This is a genomic window from Chryseobacterium sp. FG46 (assembly GCF_057809135.1).
The window spans coordinates 1-16,534 of sequence record NZ_JBMDJJ010000038.1; the positions used below are offsets into that span (position 1 = coordinate 1).

The 16,534-nt window shown below is 35.3% G+C and carries 13 protein-coding genes; 10 read left to right on the plus strand and 3 right to left on the minus strand.

What is annotated here, in order from left to right; all coding sequences use genetic code 11:
• Positions 1 to 164: 164 nt before the first annotated feature.
• From ACODR7_RS19535 to ACODR7_RS19545, 3 genes are all read right to left on the minus strand, one after another.
• Positions 165 to 1,724 carry an Rne/Rng family ribonuclease gene (locus ACODR7_RS19535; protein ID WP_076596261.1) on the minus strand — a complete coding sequence of 520 codons (1,560 nt, stop codon included), beginning with the start codon at positions 1,722 to 1,724 and terminating at the stop codon, positions 165 to 167.
• Positions 1,725 to 2,090: 366 nt separating this feature from the next.
• The gene (locus ACODR7_RS19540; RefSeq protein ID WP_002984212.1) at positions 2,091 to 2,381 is read right to left on the minus strand and encodes an HU family DNA-binding protein; all 291 of its coding nucleotides are present in this window, start codon (positions 2,379 to 2,381) and stop codon (positions 2,091 to 2,093) included.
• 317 nt (positions 2,382 to 2,698) lie between these two features.
• Positions 2,699 to 3,370: a response regulator transcription factor gene (locus ACODR7_RS19545; protein ID WP_076596262.1), complete on the minus strand. Its 672-nt coding sequence runs from the start codon at positions 3,368 to 3,370 to the stop codon at positions 2,699 to 2,701.
• A 179-nt stretch (positions 3,371 to 3,549) separates the two neighbouring features.
• Between ACODR7_RS19545 and tssO the strand changes: the two genes are divergently transcribed.
• The 10 genes from tssO (at position 3,550) to ACODR7_RS19595 (ending at position 16,519) form a co-directional block, all read left to right on the plus strand.
• Complete coding sequence (tssO, locus tag ACODR7_RS19550; RefSeq protein WP_488841722.1) at positions 3,550 to 4,086, plus strand: type VI secretion system TssO; 537 nt, start codon at positions 3,550 to 3,552, stop codon at positions 4,084 to 4,086.
• An 11-nt stretch (positions 4,087 to 4,097) separates the two neighbouring features.
• A complete protein-coding gene (locus tag ACODR7_RS19555) occupies positions 4,098 to 4,622 on the plus strand; it encodes a type VI secretion system transmembrane protein TssO (RefSeq protein WP_076596264.1) in 525 nt (174 codons plus the stop codon).
• Between the two features lie 47 nt (positions 4,623 to 4,669).
• Positions 4,670 to 5,581, plus strand: coding sequence for a PKD domain-containing protein (locus tag ACODR7_RS19560; protein WP_488841724.1), 912 nt, complete (start codon positions 4,670 to 4,672; stop codon positions 5,579 to 5,581).
• A 47-nt stretch (positions 5,582 to 5,628) separates the two neighbouring features.
• Positions 5,629 to 8,034 (plus strand): type VI secretion system protein TssR domain-containing protein, encoded by a 2,406-nt coding sequence (gene tssR / locus ACODR7_RS19565; RefSeq protein ID WP_488841726.1) that lies wholly within the window; start codon positions 5,629 to 5,631, stop codon positions 8,032 to 8,034.
• Positions 8,035 to 8,408: 374 nt separating this feature from the next.
• The gene (gene tssD, locus ACODR7_RS19570; RefSeq protein ID WP_034697144.1) at positions 8,409 to 8,816 is read left to right on the plus strand and encodes a type VI secretion system tube protein TssD; all 408 of its coding nucleotides are present in this window, start codon (positions 8,409 to 8,411) and stop codon (positions 8,814 to 8,816) included.
• Positions 8,817 to 8,987: 171 nt separating this feature from the next.
• Positions 8,988 to 10,919 (plus strand): type VI secretion system Vgr family protein, encoded by a 1,932-nt coding sequence (locus ACODR7_RS19575; protein ID WP_488841729.1) that lies wholly within the window; start codon positions 8,988 to 8,990, stop codon positions 10,917 to 10,919.
• A gap of 2 nt (positions 10,920 to 10,921) precedes the next feature.
• Positions 10,922 to 12,307: a hypothetical protein gene (locus ACODR7_RS19580; protein WP_076596269.1), complete on the plus strand. Its 1,386-nt coding sequence runs from the start codon at positions 10,922 to 10,924 to the stop codon at positions 12,305 to 12,307.
• 6 nt (positions 12,308 to 12,313) lie between these two features.
• On the plus strand, positions 12,314 to 12,922 hold the full coding sequence (locus ACODR7_RS19585) for a toxin-antitoxin system YwqK family antitoxin (RefSeq protein ID WP_083688853.1): 609 nt from the start codon (positions 12,314 to 12,316) through the stop codon (positions 12,920 to 12,922).
• Between the two features lie 88 nt (positions 12,923 to 13,010).
• Positions 13,011 to 13,688 carry a hypothetical protein gene (locus ACODR7_RS19590; RefSeq protein WP_488841732.1) on the plus strand — a complete coding sequence of 226 codons (678 nt, stop codon included), beginning with the start codon at positions 13,011 to 13,013 and terminating at the stop codon, positions 13,686 to 13,688.
• 332 nt (positions 13,689 to 14,020) lie between these two features.
• On the plus strand, positions 14,021 to 16,519 hold the full coding sequence (locus ACODR7_RS19595; RefSeq protein ID WP_488841734.1) for an ATP-dependent Clp protease ATP-binding subunit: 2,499 nt from the start codon (positions 14,021 to 14,023) through the stop codon (positions 16,517 to 16,519).
• Positions 16,520 to 16,534: the final 15 nt, after the last annotated feature.

Below are 16,534 nucleotides of genomic sequence, written 5' to 3' on the forward strand. Positions count from 1 at the left end.
AAAGATAAAAGATAAAAGATAAAAGATAAAAGATAAAAGATAAAAGATAAAAGATCTTGTCATTAAAATTCATCGGCTTCAGCCAAAACTTAAAGGGTAAATCATATTTTATATTTATAAATACAAAACAAAAAAACCTTCAGAAACTGAAGGTTTTAAATTTTTTAATTAGAGAATTCTATCAATTCTTCTTTTTTGGCATTGTAGATTTTGTATTCTAAATATTTAAAAGAATCTCTCGGAACAATGGTTACCCATTTTTTGTATTTCATGAACCATTTCATCTGGATACTTTTAATGCCTTTTGTAAGGTAGGCTTCCACAAATGGGTGTACATGCAGGTAGATCTTTCCTTTTTCCTTCTGCAGGATGTTTCTTAGGGTTTCACCCATTCTTTCCACGATAACAATAGGAGCTACAATTTCTCCGTCTTTGTTCGGGTTTTCTTCTTTGGTTTCGATCTGTTTTTCCGGACGGTTTCTTTGTCTGGTAATCTGGATCAGTCCAAATTTACTAGGAGGAAGGATTTTGTGGCGAGCTTTGTCGCGCTTCATTTCCTCTTTCAGATGCTCGTAAAGATCTCTTCTGTGATCAGAATTCGGCATGTCTATGAAATCGATAACAATAATACCTCCCATATCGCGGAGGCGGAGTTGTCTTGCGATTTCTGTAGCAGCCATTTTGTTCACTTTCAGTGCATGCTCTTTGTTGACAGCCGTTCCGGTAGTAATATTGTTTCCGGAGTTGACGTCCACAACGTGAAGTGCTTCTGTGTGTTCAATAACAAGATAAGCTCCTTTGGAACTCGGGATGTTTACATGTTTCCCGAAGCTCTGTTTAAGCTGTTTTTCAACATTGTAATATTCCAGAAGTGGAATATGAGAATCATAAAACTGGACAATATTTTTCTTTTCAGGCGCAATTACTTCAATGTAATTCTTCATTTCGGTCACCATCTGTTCATCATCACAAATGATATTCACGAAGTCCTGGTTAAAATTGTCTCTTAAAATAGCTGAAGCTTTGTCTTCTTCGCTTAAAACTTTAGACGGAACTTTATTTCTCTGGATATTTTTGAAAGTGCTTTCCCATTTCTGAACCAGCTGGTTCATGTCATTATGCAGATCTGCTACTTTTTTTCCTTCCGCTACAGTTCTGATGATTACTCCGAATCCTTCAGGCTTAATGCTGTCGATAAGGGTTCTCAACCTTTCTTTTTCCTCAGAACTTCTGATTTTTTTGGAAATAGAAACTTTATTGTCGAAAGGAATTAAAACCAGAAATCGTCCTGTTAATGAAATCTGGGTAGAAATTCTGGGACCTTTTGTAGAAATTGGTTCTTTGGTAATTTGTAACAGTACCAGGTCATCTTTTACGATCACTTTGTCTACCGTTCCGTTTTTGTCTATTTCGGGTTGTATCTCGAAATTTTTTAAGCTCGAAGTGCTTTGTTTTTTAGAAATAGTATCTTTTAAAAACTTTTTGTATGTAAGATACTGAGGCCCCAGATCCTGATAATGCAGAAATGCATCTTTGTCGTATCCGATATTCACGAATGCTGCATTCAGATTGGGTGCCAGTTTTTTTACTTTTCCTATAAACAGATCTCCAACTATAAAATCGCTTTTGTCTTCTTGTTCATGAAGTTCACATAGTCTTCCGTCTTCCAGCAGCGCAATCTTTGTAAGATCATCTTCATGCGAAACTATTAGTTCTTTCTTCATTTTTTAATAAGATAAAATTGTTAAGATTATAGGAAGTGGATGTTTTATCGATTAATTCATCTATTAAATATAAGGATTTTGAATGAAAACCATTATATGTTTATTAAAATAATATTTGAAACCCTCCGTTTTCCGCGGAATCTTATAGTTGCAAACAAAAATATAGTTAGTGAACTTTAAAAATTTAAATCCACCAACTATATTATTATATTGTAAATCTCGAGAAAAAGAGATTATTTTTTCTTATGTCTGTTTGCTCTTCTTCTTTTCTTTCTTTTGTGAGTTGCAACCTTGTGTCTTTTTCTTTTCTTTCCGCTTGGCATAATTTTAATTTTTTAGTAACTAGTTAATATTCAGTTAATGTTCTTATTTTACTGCAACTTTAGTTTTTACTTTCTCAACAAAAGATTTTGATGGTTTGAAAGCAGGAATGTTATGAGCAGGAATCTCAATTGCAGTGTTTTTAGAAATATTTCTTCCTGTTTTAGCAGCTCTTGTTTTAATGATAAAAGATCCAAAACCTCTTAGATAAACGTTATCCCCATTATACATAGAAGTTCTGATCTCCTGCATAAAAGCTTCTACAACTTTCTGTGTTTCATTCTTTTCTGTTCCCAACTTATTTGAGATGGTGTTTACCAATTCTGCCTTTGTCATTTCCTTATTTTAATTTTAAATTTTAGGTGTGCAAATTTAGTTAAAAAAATTGAATACTAGCAAATTAGTGGCAAAATATTTTTATTCAAAGAGTTGGACTTTTTATGTATACACTATATTAAGGACGGGTGATAATAATTTAACAATAAAATAATGTAACCGGATAAAGGTATGAAAATTTAATGAATAAAATTTAATAAATGCTGGTTATAGCAGGCTTTACAGCGCTTTGTAATCTTGAGCATAATGTTTTAATATCCTCGTATATACCTTCATTTGTAACCCTGAATTGAATTTTTTAACTGAAATCAGAAATTTTATAAACTGGAATTATAATATCCGTTTTCCACACAGAAACGGATAAGGTGAAGCTTGGTTTTTAATCCCAGCTTTTCTGTAAGCCTGTTGATGTAGGTATCTATAGTTCTGGTGCTCAGATTAAGTTTTTCCGCAATTTCTTTATTGCTTAATCCTTCATAGCAGAACCTCATAAGCTGTATTTCTGCCGGTGAAAGCTCTTCCTGTCCTTTCTTCTGCCTGTCCATATACTCCTGTACAGCAAGAGGCTGCTGCTCCCATTCTTTGGAATAAGCCTGATAGTCAAAGTCTTCAGAAGCAATACTTCCTTTAATAATATCCTTTATGATTGTACTTTTTTTCTGACAGTAATAGATATTAGGAATCTTTGAAAGGATCTCGGCCATATCTTCCTGATAAGTGCCGGAATAGGTAATGATGGGCGTTTCCGTATTGTTTTTTCTGATGTACTTTATGGCCTCAATTCCGCTTAATACCGGCATGAAAAGTTCAATAATGAACACATCTTCCTGTCTCCTGTAGATTCTGTTTACCAGTTCATGCCCATTGTTACAGTCATTCAGAAGCATATAGAAAGGATTTTCCATAAGTGTTTTGATCATTATTTTTTTAAAATAAAAATCACTGTCAGCAATGGAAAAACGTACGGTATTAGATAATATTTTACTCATTCTTAATATCGATTTGGCGAATGATATTTAAAATTCAGAGGTCTAATTTATGAAAAACTTATCAAAGTGAAAATTAATATTAATTTAATCAGGGTTTTCACGAAACAAGCTTGGGGAAATTACGTATTGTGCATAAATTTTTTTTTTTATATTTTCACAGGCCAAACAAATCGCAAATTATGTCTTCTAACAGGGAAAAAAAATTAAACAAATCTGACGTCAGAACGGGCATTTGGAAGTTTATTCTGTCATTTGTCGTTTTGTCGGCTGTATCTTTTACTTGCTTATTTCTCTTCTTTAAGAGTTATGATATACAACGGGAAGGGATTAGCCGTGAAGCAGAAGCTTATAAAGAACTGATGCTTCGAAGTGATGTACTTAAGGACCACATTGATGATATTTACGACAAAATGAACCAGCTTAGCATTAATAAGGTGGAGAATGAAGTATTTCTCAGAACCAGTATTATGGATAATGTGAGAGATGCTAAAAATATTATGGGTAAAGACAGTGTACAGAGCTTTAAACATTATGCTGTACTGATGAAACAGATTGTACCCATGATGAATTTAAAAGCTAAAATCATTGAAGTGGAATATCAGAAGAAAACAGTGTTGAGAGATCTTGATGAATGTATGGGAAAGATCAAAGTAACCAATAATGAACTTAGAAAAGACCCTACAAGAAATTTCACAGGAAGTAAAAGAAGAAGATAAAAAGAAAAGATATGCAAGGACAAATCACATTATCTAAGAAAGAAAGGCATTATCAGTTTTTTTATTTAATACTGATGCTGGTAACTGCAATGTTATTTTTGGGAGTGATCTTTTTAAAAGGATTTGTATCTCCTTTTTCTGATGAAGATGTAAGAGGCATTCAGAATCTTGAACAGAAAGCAGAATTTGAACAGCATCAGAAAGTTGTTCTTCCCATCATGGACAGTACTTATACCATGATCACCAAACTTACCAATGACGGACCACAGCCTTTTATCGAAAACAACATCCAGCTGGGAGTGAATGATCTTAACAGCTATTTCAATAGTACTGACGTTGTGGATATCCGTAAAGATGCCTATCCACAGATCGCAAAATTTTATAAAATGTATTTTGATGACAAAAAAGTCATTTCAACAACCTCGGAAGACATTAAAATTTTCCAGAAACAGGTAGATGAATGCAGAATCGGATTTAAAGATAAGCAGAATAAGCTCTATCAGCGCGAGCAGGATCTGAAAGCAAGAATGCAGTAAGCAAATGAATACTAGGAATTTTAAATAACACATCACAATTATTAACTATGAATTATTTTCAAAAGAACAAGAAAAACATTATTATCGGTGTTATTGCAACGTTGCTGATAGCTGCATTGGTTGCTCTGTGGCTGCAGAAAAAGGTAATACATTCAGCCGATGATATTGTTGGGGTGGTTTATCCGTCTTCATTGGCGGTGGGAGATACACTTTTATTTGAAGATAAAACCCAGTTTGCGAAAACCAAAAGATGGAATTTCGGAGATGGAACAACTTCAGACAAAAACAGCGGTATTCACTTCTATAATAAGCCAGGATATTACCAGGTAAGTTTGATCGTGGACAATAAGTATACGAAATCTTTCCCTGTAATGGTAGGTGCAAGAAGCGTTCAGAAACCAAAAGATACTGCAACGGTAAAAACAACTATTGAAGCTGTAAGCCAGGCGATGCAAAACGAGAATGTAACCTTCCGTGCTATTTCCGAAGCAAAGCAGTTTGCATGGAAATTCGGTGAGTCCGGGAATACAGATGCTAAGGATAAATTCACTATCTATTCCTATAAAAAACCCGGAGATTATCTGGTAACTCTTTACACGGAACAAAGCCAGGATCCTATCTATCACCGTATTAAAATCCTTCCGGCTTATGATGCTCTTGCAGAAGATGAAGTTTCAGTAGAAGACTCTTATGCAAAAGTAGATAATGATTTCAAATATCACCTGCAGCAGATTGCTAACGGAAACAGTTTCAATATGCATTACAATTACCTGTTGAAAACGTATTTGTGTAACAATGAAAATACAGTGGTAAAAGTAAATGACAGCAAAGTAAATAATTTCTACATGTATTGTGCAGGCCTTCAGTTTGATAAAAATACAGTGATCCAGACGGTAAAAGTAAATCTGGATGATACACAAAACTGTGTAACGAAAGTAGATATTAATCAAAGCAAATAATTTCGTCCGGTCTTACGGATGCACCAATCATAAAAAGATTAAATAGGATGAAAAATACATTTCCTCTAGCAGCATATTATATAGGGTTATCAGTATTATTGACGAGTTGCCAGGTAAAGCTGCCGTCAAAGAAAACCCCGGAGCCTTCACAGTATGGGCAGGTGGATGCTTCCCCTGTCGTTAACGGATATCCAAAAAAGTCAGTTCCATGGATTGTTATTTCAGACAGATCAAGAAATACGGCTTATCTGGATAAAGATGATGAGAAGTCTTACAAAGAAGTAAAATTCCTTGAACCTTTAATGGTTTTAAAACATAGAGACGGAATGGTAAAAGTAGCGGAATATGTTCCGGATGCTTTAATGAAAAAGGTTTCTTCAAAATCAGTCAAAACATATGGCTGGATTCAGGAATCTGACCTCCTTCTTTGGAATAACGCTTTAAAAAGTGAAAAAACAGGTTATCCTGTAAGAGTAGCAGTAGTACCGAATAACAGCGAAGTCATAAGAAATGCTGAAAGGTACTATAAAAATGACTCTATTATGGTGTTTAATTCACCAAGTCTTATTGAAACAGCCAATGTGAAAATTCCTAACGGACAAATTGTATATGTTTACAAGATGGCTGAAAATAACAAACGTTTCCTGGTAGGCAAAAAACCTTCTGTTGATATGGACAGTATCAATAAAGGGCTTTACGGATGGGTAAGCTCAAATGTTATTTCCAGCTGGGGAGAACGTTCGGCTATCAAACTTAAAAATACAACAGGAATTAACGATACTGCGCTGGGAATTCATGAAGGAAATCCAGGCGGATCTGCTTCAGATGCTGATAACAAAACAGCTGTTCTTCTTACTGATGTAAACAAAAGAACACCTCTGGAAAATATCTTCCCGGTAAATCTTCCTCTGGAAGAAACTCCAACTCCTGATACCAAGACAAAATATTTCACTAATATTTTAGATTACAGCAAGAACTTTGTATCCAATGTATTGGGTGAGCCTATTTATTTTGACCGTTACAGAGAGATCACGGAAAAGGATAAAAATATCAATATTGTTTTTGCATTAGACGTAAGTGCTGCCAATGCACCTTATGCACCTATCGTAAAATCACTTTTACAGGATCTTCAGCTGAGATTTGAAAAACCATCTTATTTTAATCAGGTTAAATATGGTGTGGTTTTATACAAAAACAATCCATGTGGAGATAATATTTCTGTATCCAACTTAAGTACAGATTACAGTAAAATCACGACATTTATTGATCAGAAAACCAATGAAATGAACTGTGCAAGCAATAATGGCTATCAGCCGGTAGGAGAGGCGCTTACTGCAGCAGGAAATCTTCTTTCAAATGTTTCTGATGAAACCAATATTGTTATAACTGTAGGAACTTCTGCCAATCAAAGCGGAAATATGTACAGTGTAATCAGTTCTTTAACACAGGCTCAGGCGAGATTAATCATGTTCCAGACCAGTGCAAGATCATCTGATACTTACAACGATTTTGTATTGATGGCGGAAAATGTGGTAACGAATACAGCTAAAAACATTGCTGAACTTAAAAAGCAGAAGATCATCAACCAATATGATGTTTTAACCAAAAATAATTTCAGCCTTGTGGAAGGCGATACGGGATTCTTCTCTTTAGCTTATCCTAAAGAGAGCATGTCTCAGGGATTTGTTATTTTCCCTAAAAAAGGAGATATTACCACTCCCGGATTTCTTAAAAAATCTGTTGACAGTCTTATTGCACAAGTTACTTTAGATAATCAGACTGTTGATAAATCTCTTAATGAATATTTCCATTCATCCGTAGGAGCAGGGAGAACAGATGTAGATTTAAAATATAAATACCTGTATCCCGGACTAACCAATCCGGTTTCTGCTGGAATTGCTGCACAGCTGATCAACTATGGAAGCCCGTTCCTTGTGAAAGGATATATTCCAAAAGAGCTGAAAGAGTTTACGCCAGGAATAGAAAAGGGAATCCTTATTTCTGAATCGGAATATGATAACTTAAAAGCTTTCTATACGGAAGTTTACAGAAATACTCAGGCAGACCGTGCAGACTTTAACCAGGCTAGAGCAGTGAAAGAATATGTAAAACTGCTAAAGAAATATAATCCTACGATAAAATTCTTAGATAAAGGAGCACTTTATGAGCTGCCAATGTCTTATGCTATTGGAATGAGTACCGGATTTGACCTTTCTGAAGAAGAATTGATGGCTAAATATAAACTGAAAGGTTGGAAAAAATCAAAAGTTGTACCTAGTGAAACGGTAAAAAATTATTTCCAGCACTATAAAAACTTAGCGGACAGAATGCTTGCCAACAGAAACAACCCGGCTGTAAAAATTCAGCAGAACGGACAGACTTTCTACTGGCTTAATGAGTACTTTACGCCATCCAGAATTCCAACAGAACAACCGGAATACACAAAGCATTAAGAAATTCATTTTATGATATTAAAAGCAGGAGTATATACTTCTGCTTTTTTTTGTGCCTTAAAGTAAGGTCACATATATTGATTAATTGTAAACCTTAAACTTTGAATTTTTGAACCCTAAACTCTGTTTATTTCTCTTTAAAGTGTAAAAATATTTTTTATCTAAAAACTGAGATATAATTTAAAATGCTGTATTAATGGATGTTATGGTGTGGTTCGTAAATCCATTGTCGTAGAATTACGACAACAAATCGTAGAACTACTACAAAATATCAGATTTATAGGGAAAAGTTTTTTTTAGCGGAAAAGAGCTTCTATATTTGCTAACACAATCACCACATCACAAAATATTACTAACGATTAAATTTACTAATCATGGCCGAAAGAAATTCAAGAGGAATCTTAAAATTCAATAATGGAGAAGGGCAGAAGCTGTTAAAAATGAACTACAGCGTATCAAGGTCTACAGATGTTTCAGGACGTGTAGCATCAGATCCTTCCAATGCATTAATCAAGGTTACGGTAGAAGCTACTGAAAAGTCAGACATCCTTGAAAGCTTACTAAATGGTAAATATAAGCCAACGGTAGGAGAAATCACTTTCAACAAATCTCATGAAGAAGGAACATTGATTACGCTGAACTGGCAAAACGGATATGTTATCCAGCATCAGGTAGATTTTGATGCCATAGACAGCAACAGTATGCTAATCAGCTTCGTCATCAGCGCAGAAACCATTGACTACGGTACTTCTCAATACGCAGGGCTATGGCCATCCAGCTAAAATTGACACACATTATCAACATTCATAAGAAGAAAGACTGTCCCTATTTAAGACGGTCTTTTTTTGCCTGAATGAAAAAACTATACCTGAAATTTTATTCTATAACATATTTATATAGTGTCTGTTATGTAAATTTTGTTATCTTTAATACCCAACACAAACACAAAGCATATGAAAACCGAATCAAAGACCAAGGGATCTTCCTTCCGTCCTTCACAGAATGCAGACGGAATATCTGAGAATCATCACGCAGGCATCAACCGGCTGGTTAAATTGTCACTGGTTGTAGAAGGTAAAATTATTAAGTACTATAAACACTTCACCCTTAAACAAAAAGCGGGTCACCACCACGAATTCAATCTTATTCTTGCTCACGATGCATTGGGAGACAGGCAAAGCCATACCCTTGAAGAAGCCAACAAATTTCTGGGAAAACGTCTTACAGCTGTTATTTCCTACAAAGATATTGAGAAAAGTCCGGAAAGAAATTTCGTCGGGGTTATTACCAAAGTAGGATTCAGCCAGGAAAAAATGAGTCTGGGAAATATTGTGCTTTCCGGATACAGCCCTACGATCTTGCTGGACGGTGCTCCGCATATTCAGAGCTTTGGCGGCAGCCAGCCCGTTAATATGGGAATCATAGCCAAAGAAGTGATCAAACAGGGAATAGATAAAGAGCGGTTTGATATAAGAATCGATACTAATGATTATTCCCAGATTATTTATAGCAGCCAGTATAACGAAACCCATTATAATTATCTGGCGAGAATGGCAGAAGCTTATGGGGAGCAATTTTATTATGATGGTGAAGTCTTGCATTTTGGAAAGCTTCCTCCGCAGAATAAGCCTATAAAATTGTTATACGGAAGCAATGCAGATAATATTAAAATAGAACTAAAAGCTGTTCATACAAAGCCTCAGTATTATGGCTATAACAGCAGTAAACATGAAAAGCTGACCTCAGGAGAAACTCCGGTTGGCCATTTAGGTGATTTAGCCCGTACAGCATACAACCATAACGATAAAATATATAAAACTCCGGCACTGCAGGTTGCACCTATCAAAGCAACAACACACCTGGATGTAGAGCACTCTCAAAGAAGCGCGTCAGGAAGTGAAGCGGTTAATGTATTTTCGGTTTCCGGATCTACAACCGTTCCTTTTTTGCATCCCGGATGTATTGCTGATATTCATATGAGAAAGCCGGACAGTAGTGAAACATCTTATTTTACGAAGGTTATGGTGACAGAAGCCGTTCATGAAATTGATACGATCGGACATTACACAGGAACTTTCGAATCCATTGCCGCAGACACGGGTTTTCTGCCCAAACCGGAATTTACGGTACCGGCTGCCCAGCCACAGATTGCAACGGTAATTTCCAATACCGATCCGGAAGGCCAGGGAAGGGTTCAGGTAAGATTCGACTGGCATATGAATGATAACACTCACTTTGTAAGAGTAATGAGCCCCGATGCAGGAGGAACCGATCAGATCACACAAAATCGTGGTTATGTTGCTATTCCCGAGGTAGGCGATCAGGTGATGGTTAATTTCGTACACAGTCATCCCGACAGACCGTTTGTAATGGGAGGAATGTTTCATGGCGGAATAGGCCTTGGCGGTGGAGCAGACAACCGTGTGAAGTCTATTCAGACAAGAAGCGGTCACAGGATTGTTTTCACGGAAGACGAGAGTATCATCATTACTGATAAAAGCGGTAATGAGATTCATCTGGATACAACCGGAAGCAATATTAATATCACGGCACCCGAAACCATGACCCTGAACTGTAAGAATATGAACATCAACGTAGGCGAGAATATGACGACAACGGTGGGAATGAATAAAGCAGACAGTATCGGATTAAATAATACCGAGACGGTAGGCGCAATGAAACTTACTTCGGTGATAGGAAATGTTAGCACGTTTATTACAGGAAAACTAACAGAGATTATTGAAGGAGATGTACACAGTGAAACAAAGAAGGAAAGAAACGAGATTTCGGAAAAAGAAATCAATATTTCCTCCAATGCTTCTATTAATAAACACGCCCAGCAGGAAGTTCAGAATAATAGCGGTGAGAAATCTAAAGCCCATTAGCCATGAGCAGAACGAGAATTGTAAAAGGCACCTACAACAAAATCTCTCATGAAAATCATAATATGTATTCTCAGGAGAGTATTATTTCACGTGCCATGAAATGGATTTTTGAAAAGGGTAATGATAAAGGAGTGAGCCATAATACGCCACAATCTCCACCACTACAACAGCTTATACAATTGATTGTACAATTCAGACCGAACAAAAACTGGAAAGGGGAGTTTGGCTTTGATTGGATGAGAATAGGGGATACGAGCCTTTTTAATGATCAAAAATTTGAGGATATTGTAGCCTATCAATATGAAGATGCCAAGTTTACTACAAAAGTAAAAAATGGCAATAAATATGATGGATACTTTGAGGTTAATGAAACGATGTTTAATAACCTGAAAAAAGAGTATAATCCTTTCTCTGTTGCATGGAAAACAAAAAAAGATAAAAAAACAGGAAAAGATGTTCCTGAAGAATATTTTATACCGTGGCTATCCATCCTAAAAGATAAAGAAGTTAAGATTACTTTTTTTGCAGAAATCCAACAGGAAGCTGATTATTTGGAGTTTACCAAATCTGATTATTTTACTTTTACTCCTGATAAAATAGAAATAAAAGGTAAAAAGAAAATAGCTTTGAACGATTATGAAGTGACAGTCAAATGCATAAAAGAGTTTACAAGTAATCAGATTATAGAGTTAAAAGCATTTAAAACTGAAGCAGGTGCAACGGTTGAATCAATTGCCGGGAAAATAAATGTCTGGGCAAATGATAATACGAAACAGAAGAAAAAGGATGTAGTATTTGTTGAAATAAAAACTCCGGAATTGTCAATTGGGTCAGGGAAGAATAAACCTAATATTAATGATGAAAAAAATAGGATTAATCAATATCTTGAGCAAGCATATATCAAATTATCGGATGATTCAGATATTGTTGAATTGGATTTAACAGCAGATAAAAATTTTATTAATTTCGTAACCAATAGTGAGGTAGATCCTGATAAAAAGAGTGGTGGAAAAGAACTTCAGGACTATTTGAAAGTCCAATTGGAAAAGGCTTATCCTAAGAAATACACAAAGCATTTCAAAGCATTTTATTTTGCTGAGCATGGTTACGATGTAGGTGGACATGTTTCCGGATATTCAAATTATGGAGCAGATTATGTGGTCGTATTTAAAAGTAAAAACGATCAGACAGCAGCACATGAATTTCTTCATTCTATGAATTTAGCCCATACATTTGCAAATAAGGAAGCATCTTCTCATGCATTGTATACGTATGAGTACAAAAAGACAGATAATTTATTAGATTATTCGCATCATGGAGGGAATGACAATAAGCGATGTTCATTATATTATTGGCAGTGGAAAAAAGCCAATTCATCTATCAAATAAGTAGTTATGAATAAAATAATAATGTTAATGTGGTTGAGTATATTTATACAATGCCAATCTCAAAAAATAGATAAATATATGATACCAAGTGTTGATAATAAGTATGAAAAATTTGATATTGAAAATTTCCAAAAGAAATCAATAAGAGGTTACTTGAAAGTGCGGGAGGATAGCAATACCTACATTCAGGATTTTCAATCACCAGGTTACAGAGAAATAATTTACAATGATAATTTGTTTTATAAGGTTACTAAATTTTTCTATGGTAATGGTAATATTGAGAAAAAAGGATGTTTGTTCAATGAAGGCTCAGTAGTTGGTATTTGGTATCATTTTGACGAATCTGGCAAACTCCTTAAAGAGGAAAACATGGATGAAGGCTATGACTTAAAACCTGCAGATATTATTGCATACTGTGAAAAGAATAAAATTGATCTACCTAAAGGCTACCATGATTCTGGTTACCAAGCTAGAGTATTAAAAAAGGATTTTGAAGGCAAAAAAGTATGGAGAATTTCTCATCAAATTGCAGGCGACAAAATTGAGGAAATCATTCTGGATGGTAAAACAGGAAAAGAACTTCAAAAGAAGACAGTACCATTTTATAACCCGTAATTGCTAATACTTGTATAAACAGAGTACTAGAGCATTTAAAGAAAAAAAATAATAAGCATTTAAAATGGGATTCTACCGAAACAGTTTTATGGAAAATTCAAAGAAGATGATGTACTGTTTTTTATTTTTACCATTTTTTATTTCTTGTAAGCAAGAAATAAAAAATAAAGAGTACATAACCATAAAGGAAAGCATATTGTATTTCAAACATTTTACTTTTAGTAATATAATAAAACAGGAAGGCAGCTATAAAAAAGATGATTCTATTTTTTTCAGCAAAGTGTTTTTTGAGAACAAGAATATTTCAAATAATAAGATTATTGATCCAGAAACATTTGATGTTTTATATAATGACATTAATGATAGGAAAAAAGTATCAAATGATTATTATCTGAGAGGAGATGATTATTACTTTAAAGATAAAAATTACTTATATATTTATCAAGATGATATATCTGATAAAAATAAGTTTCCTCTTTTTTTTGTAGCTGGAAAAGTAAATGAATATAGTGTGATTGGAGGTGGATACTTACGTGTTGGAAACAAAATTTATTGTAAGGGAAATGAATTAGTAGATGTGGATATTAATACTTTTAAAATAGCTATGATGAGATTGAAACATTCTGAATGGTTCCAAACAATAGGATTTGACAAAAATTCAATCTATATGGAAAGTAAAAAAGAAAATAAGGAGAAATTAGATCAATATAAGAAAGATATAATAGGAATTAATCTGGATTCTCTCCAAAAAAGATATTCGGAATAATATGATTACTATTTTTAGTACTAAGCAAATAAGTTGATGGATGAGATTCAATTGTTTTAAATAAACTGTACAAAGCATTCCTATCCAGAAAAGTAATTTACTACAATATATCACCATCAGAACTAGGATTAAAAACAAAAAAACACCGTTGTTATTTCTCTGATTAAAGAATTAACTATCTTTATATCATTTAGAATAAAATAGCTAATTTTAGCTACACAAAAAGAATAAGTTTTGATTCTTTGAAAAAAGAGGTGAAAAACATACTTTAAAATCATCAAATCGCAAGCACAACAGCAGAATGCAAATATATTAATATAAGAAAATTATAAATGGGAGTACTAGTAACCAATGAAACAGTAAAGCAACTATTTCACATTGCTCAGTCGATAGCGAAGGAAAACTATAATGGAACCTATGGAGGCCCGCATATCCTGCAGGCTTTAATGCATAAAGATATCGGGCTTAATGAATTCCTGAAAAGTATAGATAAAGATCCAGGTTATTTCTATGAATGGGCAGATGTCCGTATTGAAGAATATCCGAAAACCAGCCATCTTCCGGATGAAGTAGGACAGGATGATGCGGTAGATACCCTTATTGAAGAAGCTGATGATATCCGTTTAAAATTAGGACTGGATGAGATTACTCCTATCTGCATCCTTACAGCCATTGTAAAACCTCAGGTTGTATTTTCTCTTCAGCAGTTAAAGTCACTTCCTTTGAGAGAACATGAGATCTTCAACCTGTACAGAAAAGACACTCCGTTTACCGTGTCTGAAGACGGTGATTTTTCATCATTATTTTCAAATGGTACATCAGACTACTCAGATTCTTCATTTCCTTCCATTAAAAGCTACTGTGTAGACAGAACAGCACAGGCAAGAAAAGGAGAAATCGAAAATATTATCGGCAGAGATAAAGAACTCAGAATGCTGGTGGAAATCCTTTGCCGAAGAAGCAAACCGAATGTGATCATCATTGGAGAGCCGGGAGTAGGAAAAACAGCTTTGGTAGAAGGTTTTGCTACAGAAATTATCAAAGGAAATGTCCCCGAAATGCTTAAAAACGGGACTCTCTTAGAACTTGACACCGGAGCTTTATTAGCAGGAACTTCTTACAAAGGTGAAATTGAAGACCGCCTGAAAAAAGTAATTAATGAATGCAAGAAAATTGAAAAAGCCATTCTCTTCATTGACGAAATACATACCCTTCTGGACCCGAAAGGAAGCATCGGAAACGTTGCCAACCTTCTGAAACCTGAACTTGCCAGAGGTGAAATTACCGTAATCGGAGCTACTACACAGGAAGAATACAGAAAAATTATAGAACCGGAACAGGCTTTTAACCGCCGTTTTGAAGTTTTGACGGTTCATGAACCCGATGAAAAGACTTGCGTGAAAATGATTGACGTGCTTCTTGAAGGCTACAAAAAACACCACGGTATTGAAGTGGAAAAAACAGCCCTTCCGGAATGCGTGCGTCTGGCTAAAAGATATGCAAAAGGTAAAAAATTACCGGATGCTGCTATTGACTTATTAGACAGAACAATGGCTGCCATCAAAATGCTGGATGAATTATCAGAAAAAGAACTGGACAGCTGGAAAGAAAGCTATGATGCGATTTTAACAGAAGAATATGCAGACAGCAAAGATAAAGCAGATGAACTGATCTGGACTTACAACCTGCTAAGAGACAAAATAAGCCCGATTCTTTGGGGTTCACTGAGTGAACAGCCAACCATTGACAACTCTATGCCGGTAGATCAGATTCAGAAGATCATTGAAGATACTTACGCAGAACTTTTACAGCATGCAGCCAAAAAAAGAGAAAAAGTAGACAGGCTCGAACTCGCTGCTGTAATGGCCGCCAAAACCAATATTCCCATTGGGAAGATCCAGGCTCAGGAAAAAGAAAAACTTCTGAATATGGAATCTCTTCTGTTGAACAGGGTCGTAGGGCAGGACCATGCATTAAAAATCCTTTCCGATGCTATTGTTGAAAACCGAAGCGGATTGAACAAACCGGGACAGCCTATCGGATCGTTCTTCCTTCTGGGACCTACCGGAACCGGTAAAACCGAGCTGGCAAAATCGATGGCAGAATTACTTTTCAATGATGAGAAAGCAATGGTACGCTTTGATATGTCAGAATTTAAAGAAGAACATTCCGCAGCTTTGCTATACGGAGCGCCTCCGGGATATGTAGGATATGAAGAGGGTGGTATGCTGGTTAATAAAATAAGACAGCAGCCTTACACCGTTGTTTTATTTGACGAAATTGAAAAGGCCCATCATTCAGTTTTTGATGTTTTCCTTCAGATTATGGATGAAGGAAAAGTTCATGATAAATTAGGTAAAGAAGGAGATTTCAGCAATGCACTAATCCTGTTTACCTCCAATATCGGAAGTGAAGAAATCGTGAAACAGTTTGAAGAAGGAAAAATTCCGGAATCATCTTCACTGATGCAGATCATGTCGAATTCAGGACGATTCAGACCTGAGTTCCTGGCAAGAATTACAGAGATCATTCCTTTTGCACCTATCACAGAATCCATTGCAGAAAGAATCTTTAATATTCAGCTGAAATCACTTCACACTTCTTTAACAAGATTGGGAATTGCTTTAAAGATTACAGACGAAGCTGTGAAAAACCTTGCATTAGGAGGCTTCAGCAGCAAGTACGGAGCAAGACAGATCTCCGGAGTAATCCGTGCACAGCTTGCAAGACCAATTTCTAAAATGATTGTTAGAGAAGAAGTGAAATCCGGACAAACGATTCATGTAGATTGGAATAAAGACGAAGAAAAACTAAGCTGGAAAGTAGATTAAGTATAAAGCAAAGGG

Coding starts and splice junctions, on each gene's coding strand:
- ACODR7_RS19535 (WP_076596261.1), bottom strand. CDS start 1,724: ATGAAGAAAGAACTAATAGTTTCGCATGAAGATGATCTTACAAAGATT.
- ACODR7_RS19540 (WP_002984212.1), bottom strand. CDS start 2,381: ATGACAAAGGCAGAATTGGTAAACACCATCTCAAATAAGTTGGGAACA.
- ACODR7_RS19545 (WP_076596262.1), bottom strand. CDS start 3,370: ATGAGTAAAATATTATCTAATACCGTACGTTTTTCCATTGCTGACAGT.
- tssO (WP_488841722.1), top strand. CDS start 3,550: ATGTCTTCTAACAGGGAAAAAAAATTAAACAAATCTGACGTCAGAACG.
- ACODR7_RS19555 (WP_076596264.1), top strand. CDS start 4,098: ATGCAAGGACAAATCACATTATCTAAGAAAGAAAGGCATTATCAGTTT.
- ACODR7_RS19560 (WP_488841724.1), top strand. CDS start 4,670: ATGAATTATTTTCAAAAGAACAAGAAAAACATTATTATCGGTGTTATT.
- tssR (WP_488841726.1), top strand. CDS start 5,629: ATGAAAAATACATTTCCTCTAGCAGCATATTATATAGGGTTATCAGTA.
- tssD (WP_034697144.1), top strand. CDS start 8,409: ATGGCCGAAAGAAATTCAAGAGGAATCTTAAAATTCAATAATGGAGAA.
- ACODR7_RS19575 (WP_488841729.1), top strand. CDS start 8,988: ATGAAAACCGAATCAAAGACCAAGGGATCTTCCTTCCGTCCTTCACAG.
- ACODR7_RS19580 (WP_076596269.1), top strand. CDS start 10,922: ATGAGCAGAACGAGAATTGTAAAAGGCACCTACAACAAAATCTCTCAT.
- ACODR7_RS19585 (WP_083688853.1), top strand. CDS start 12,314: ATGAATAAAATAATAATGTTAATGTGGTTGAGTATATTTATACAATGC.
- ACODR7_RS19590 (WP_488841732.1), top strand. CDS start 13,011: ATGGAAAATTCAAAGAAGATGATGTACTGTTTTTTATTTTTACCATTT.
- ACODR7_RS19595 (WP_488841734.1), top strand. CDS start 14,021: ATGGGAGTACTAGTAACCAATGAAACAGTAAAGCAACTATTTCACATT.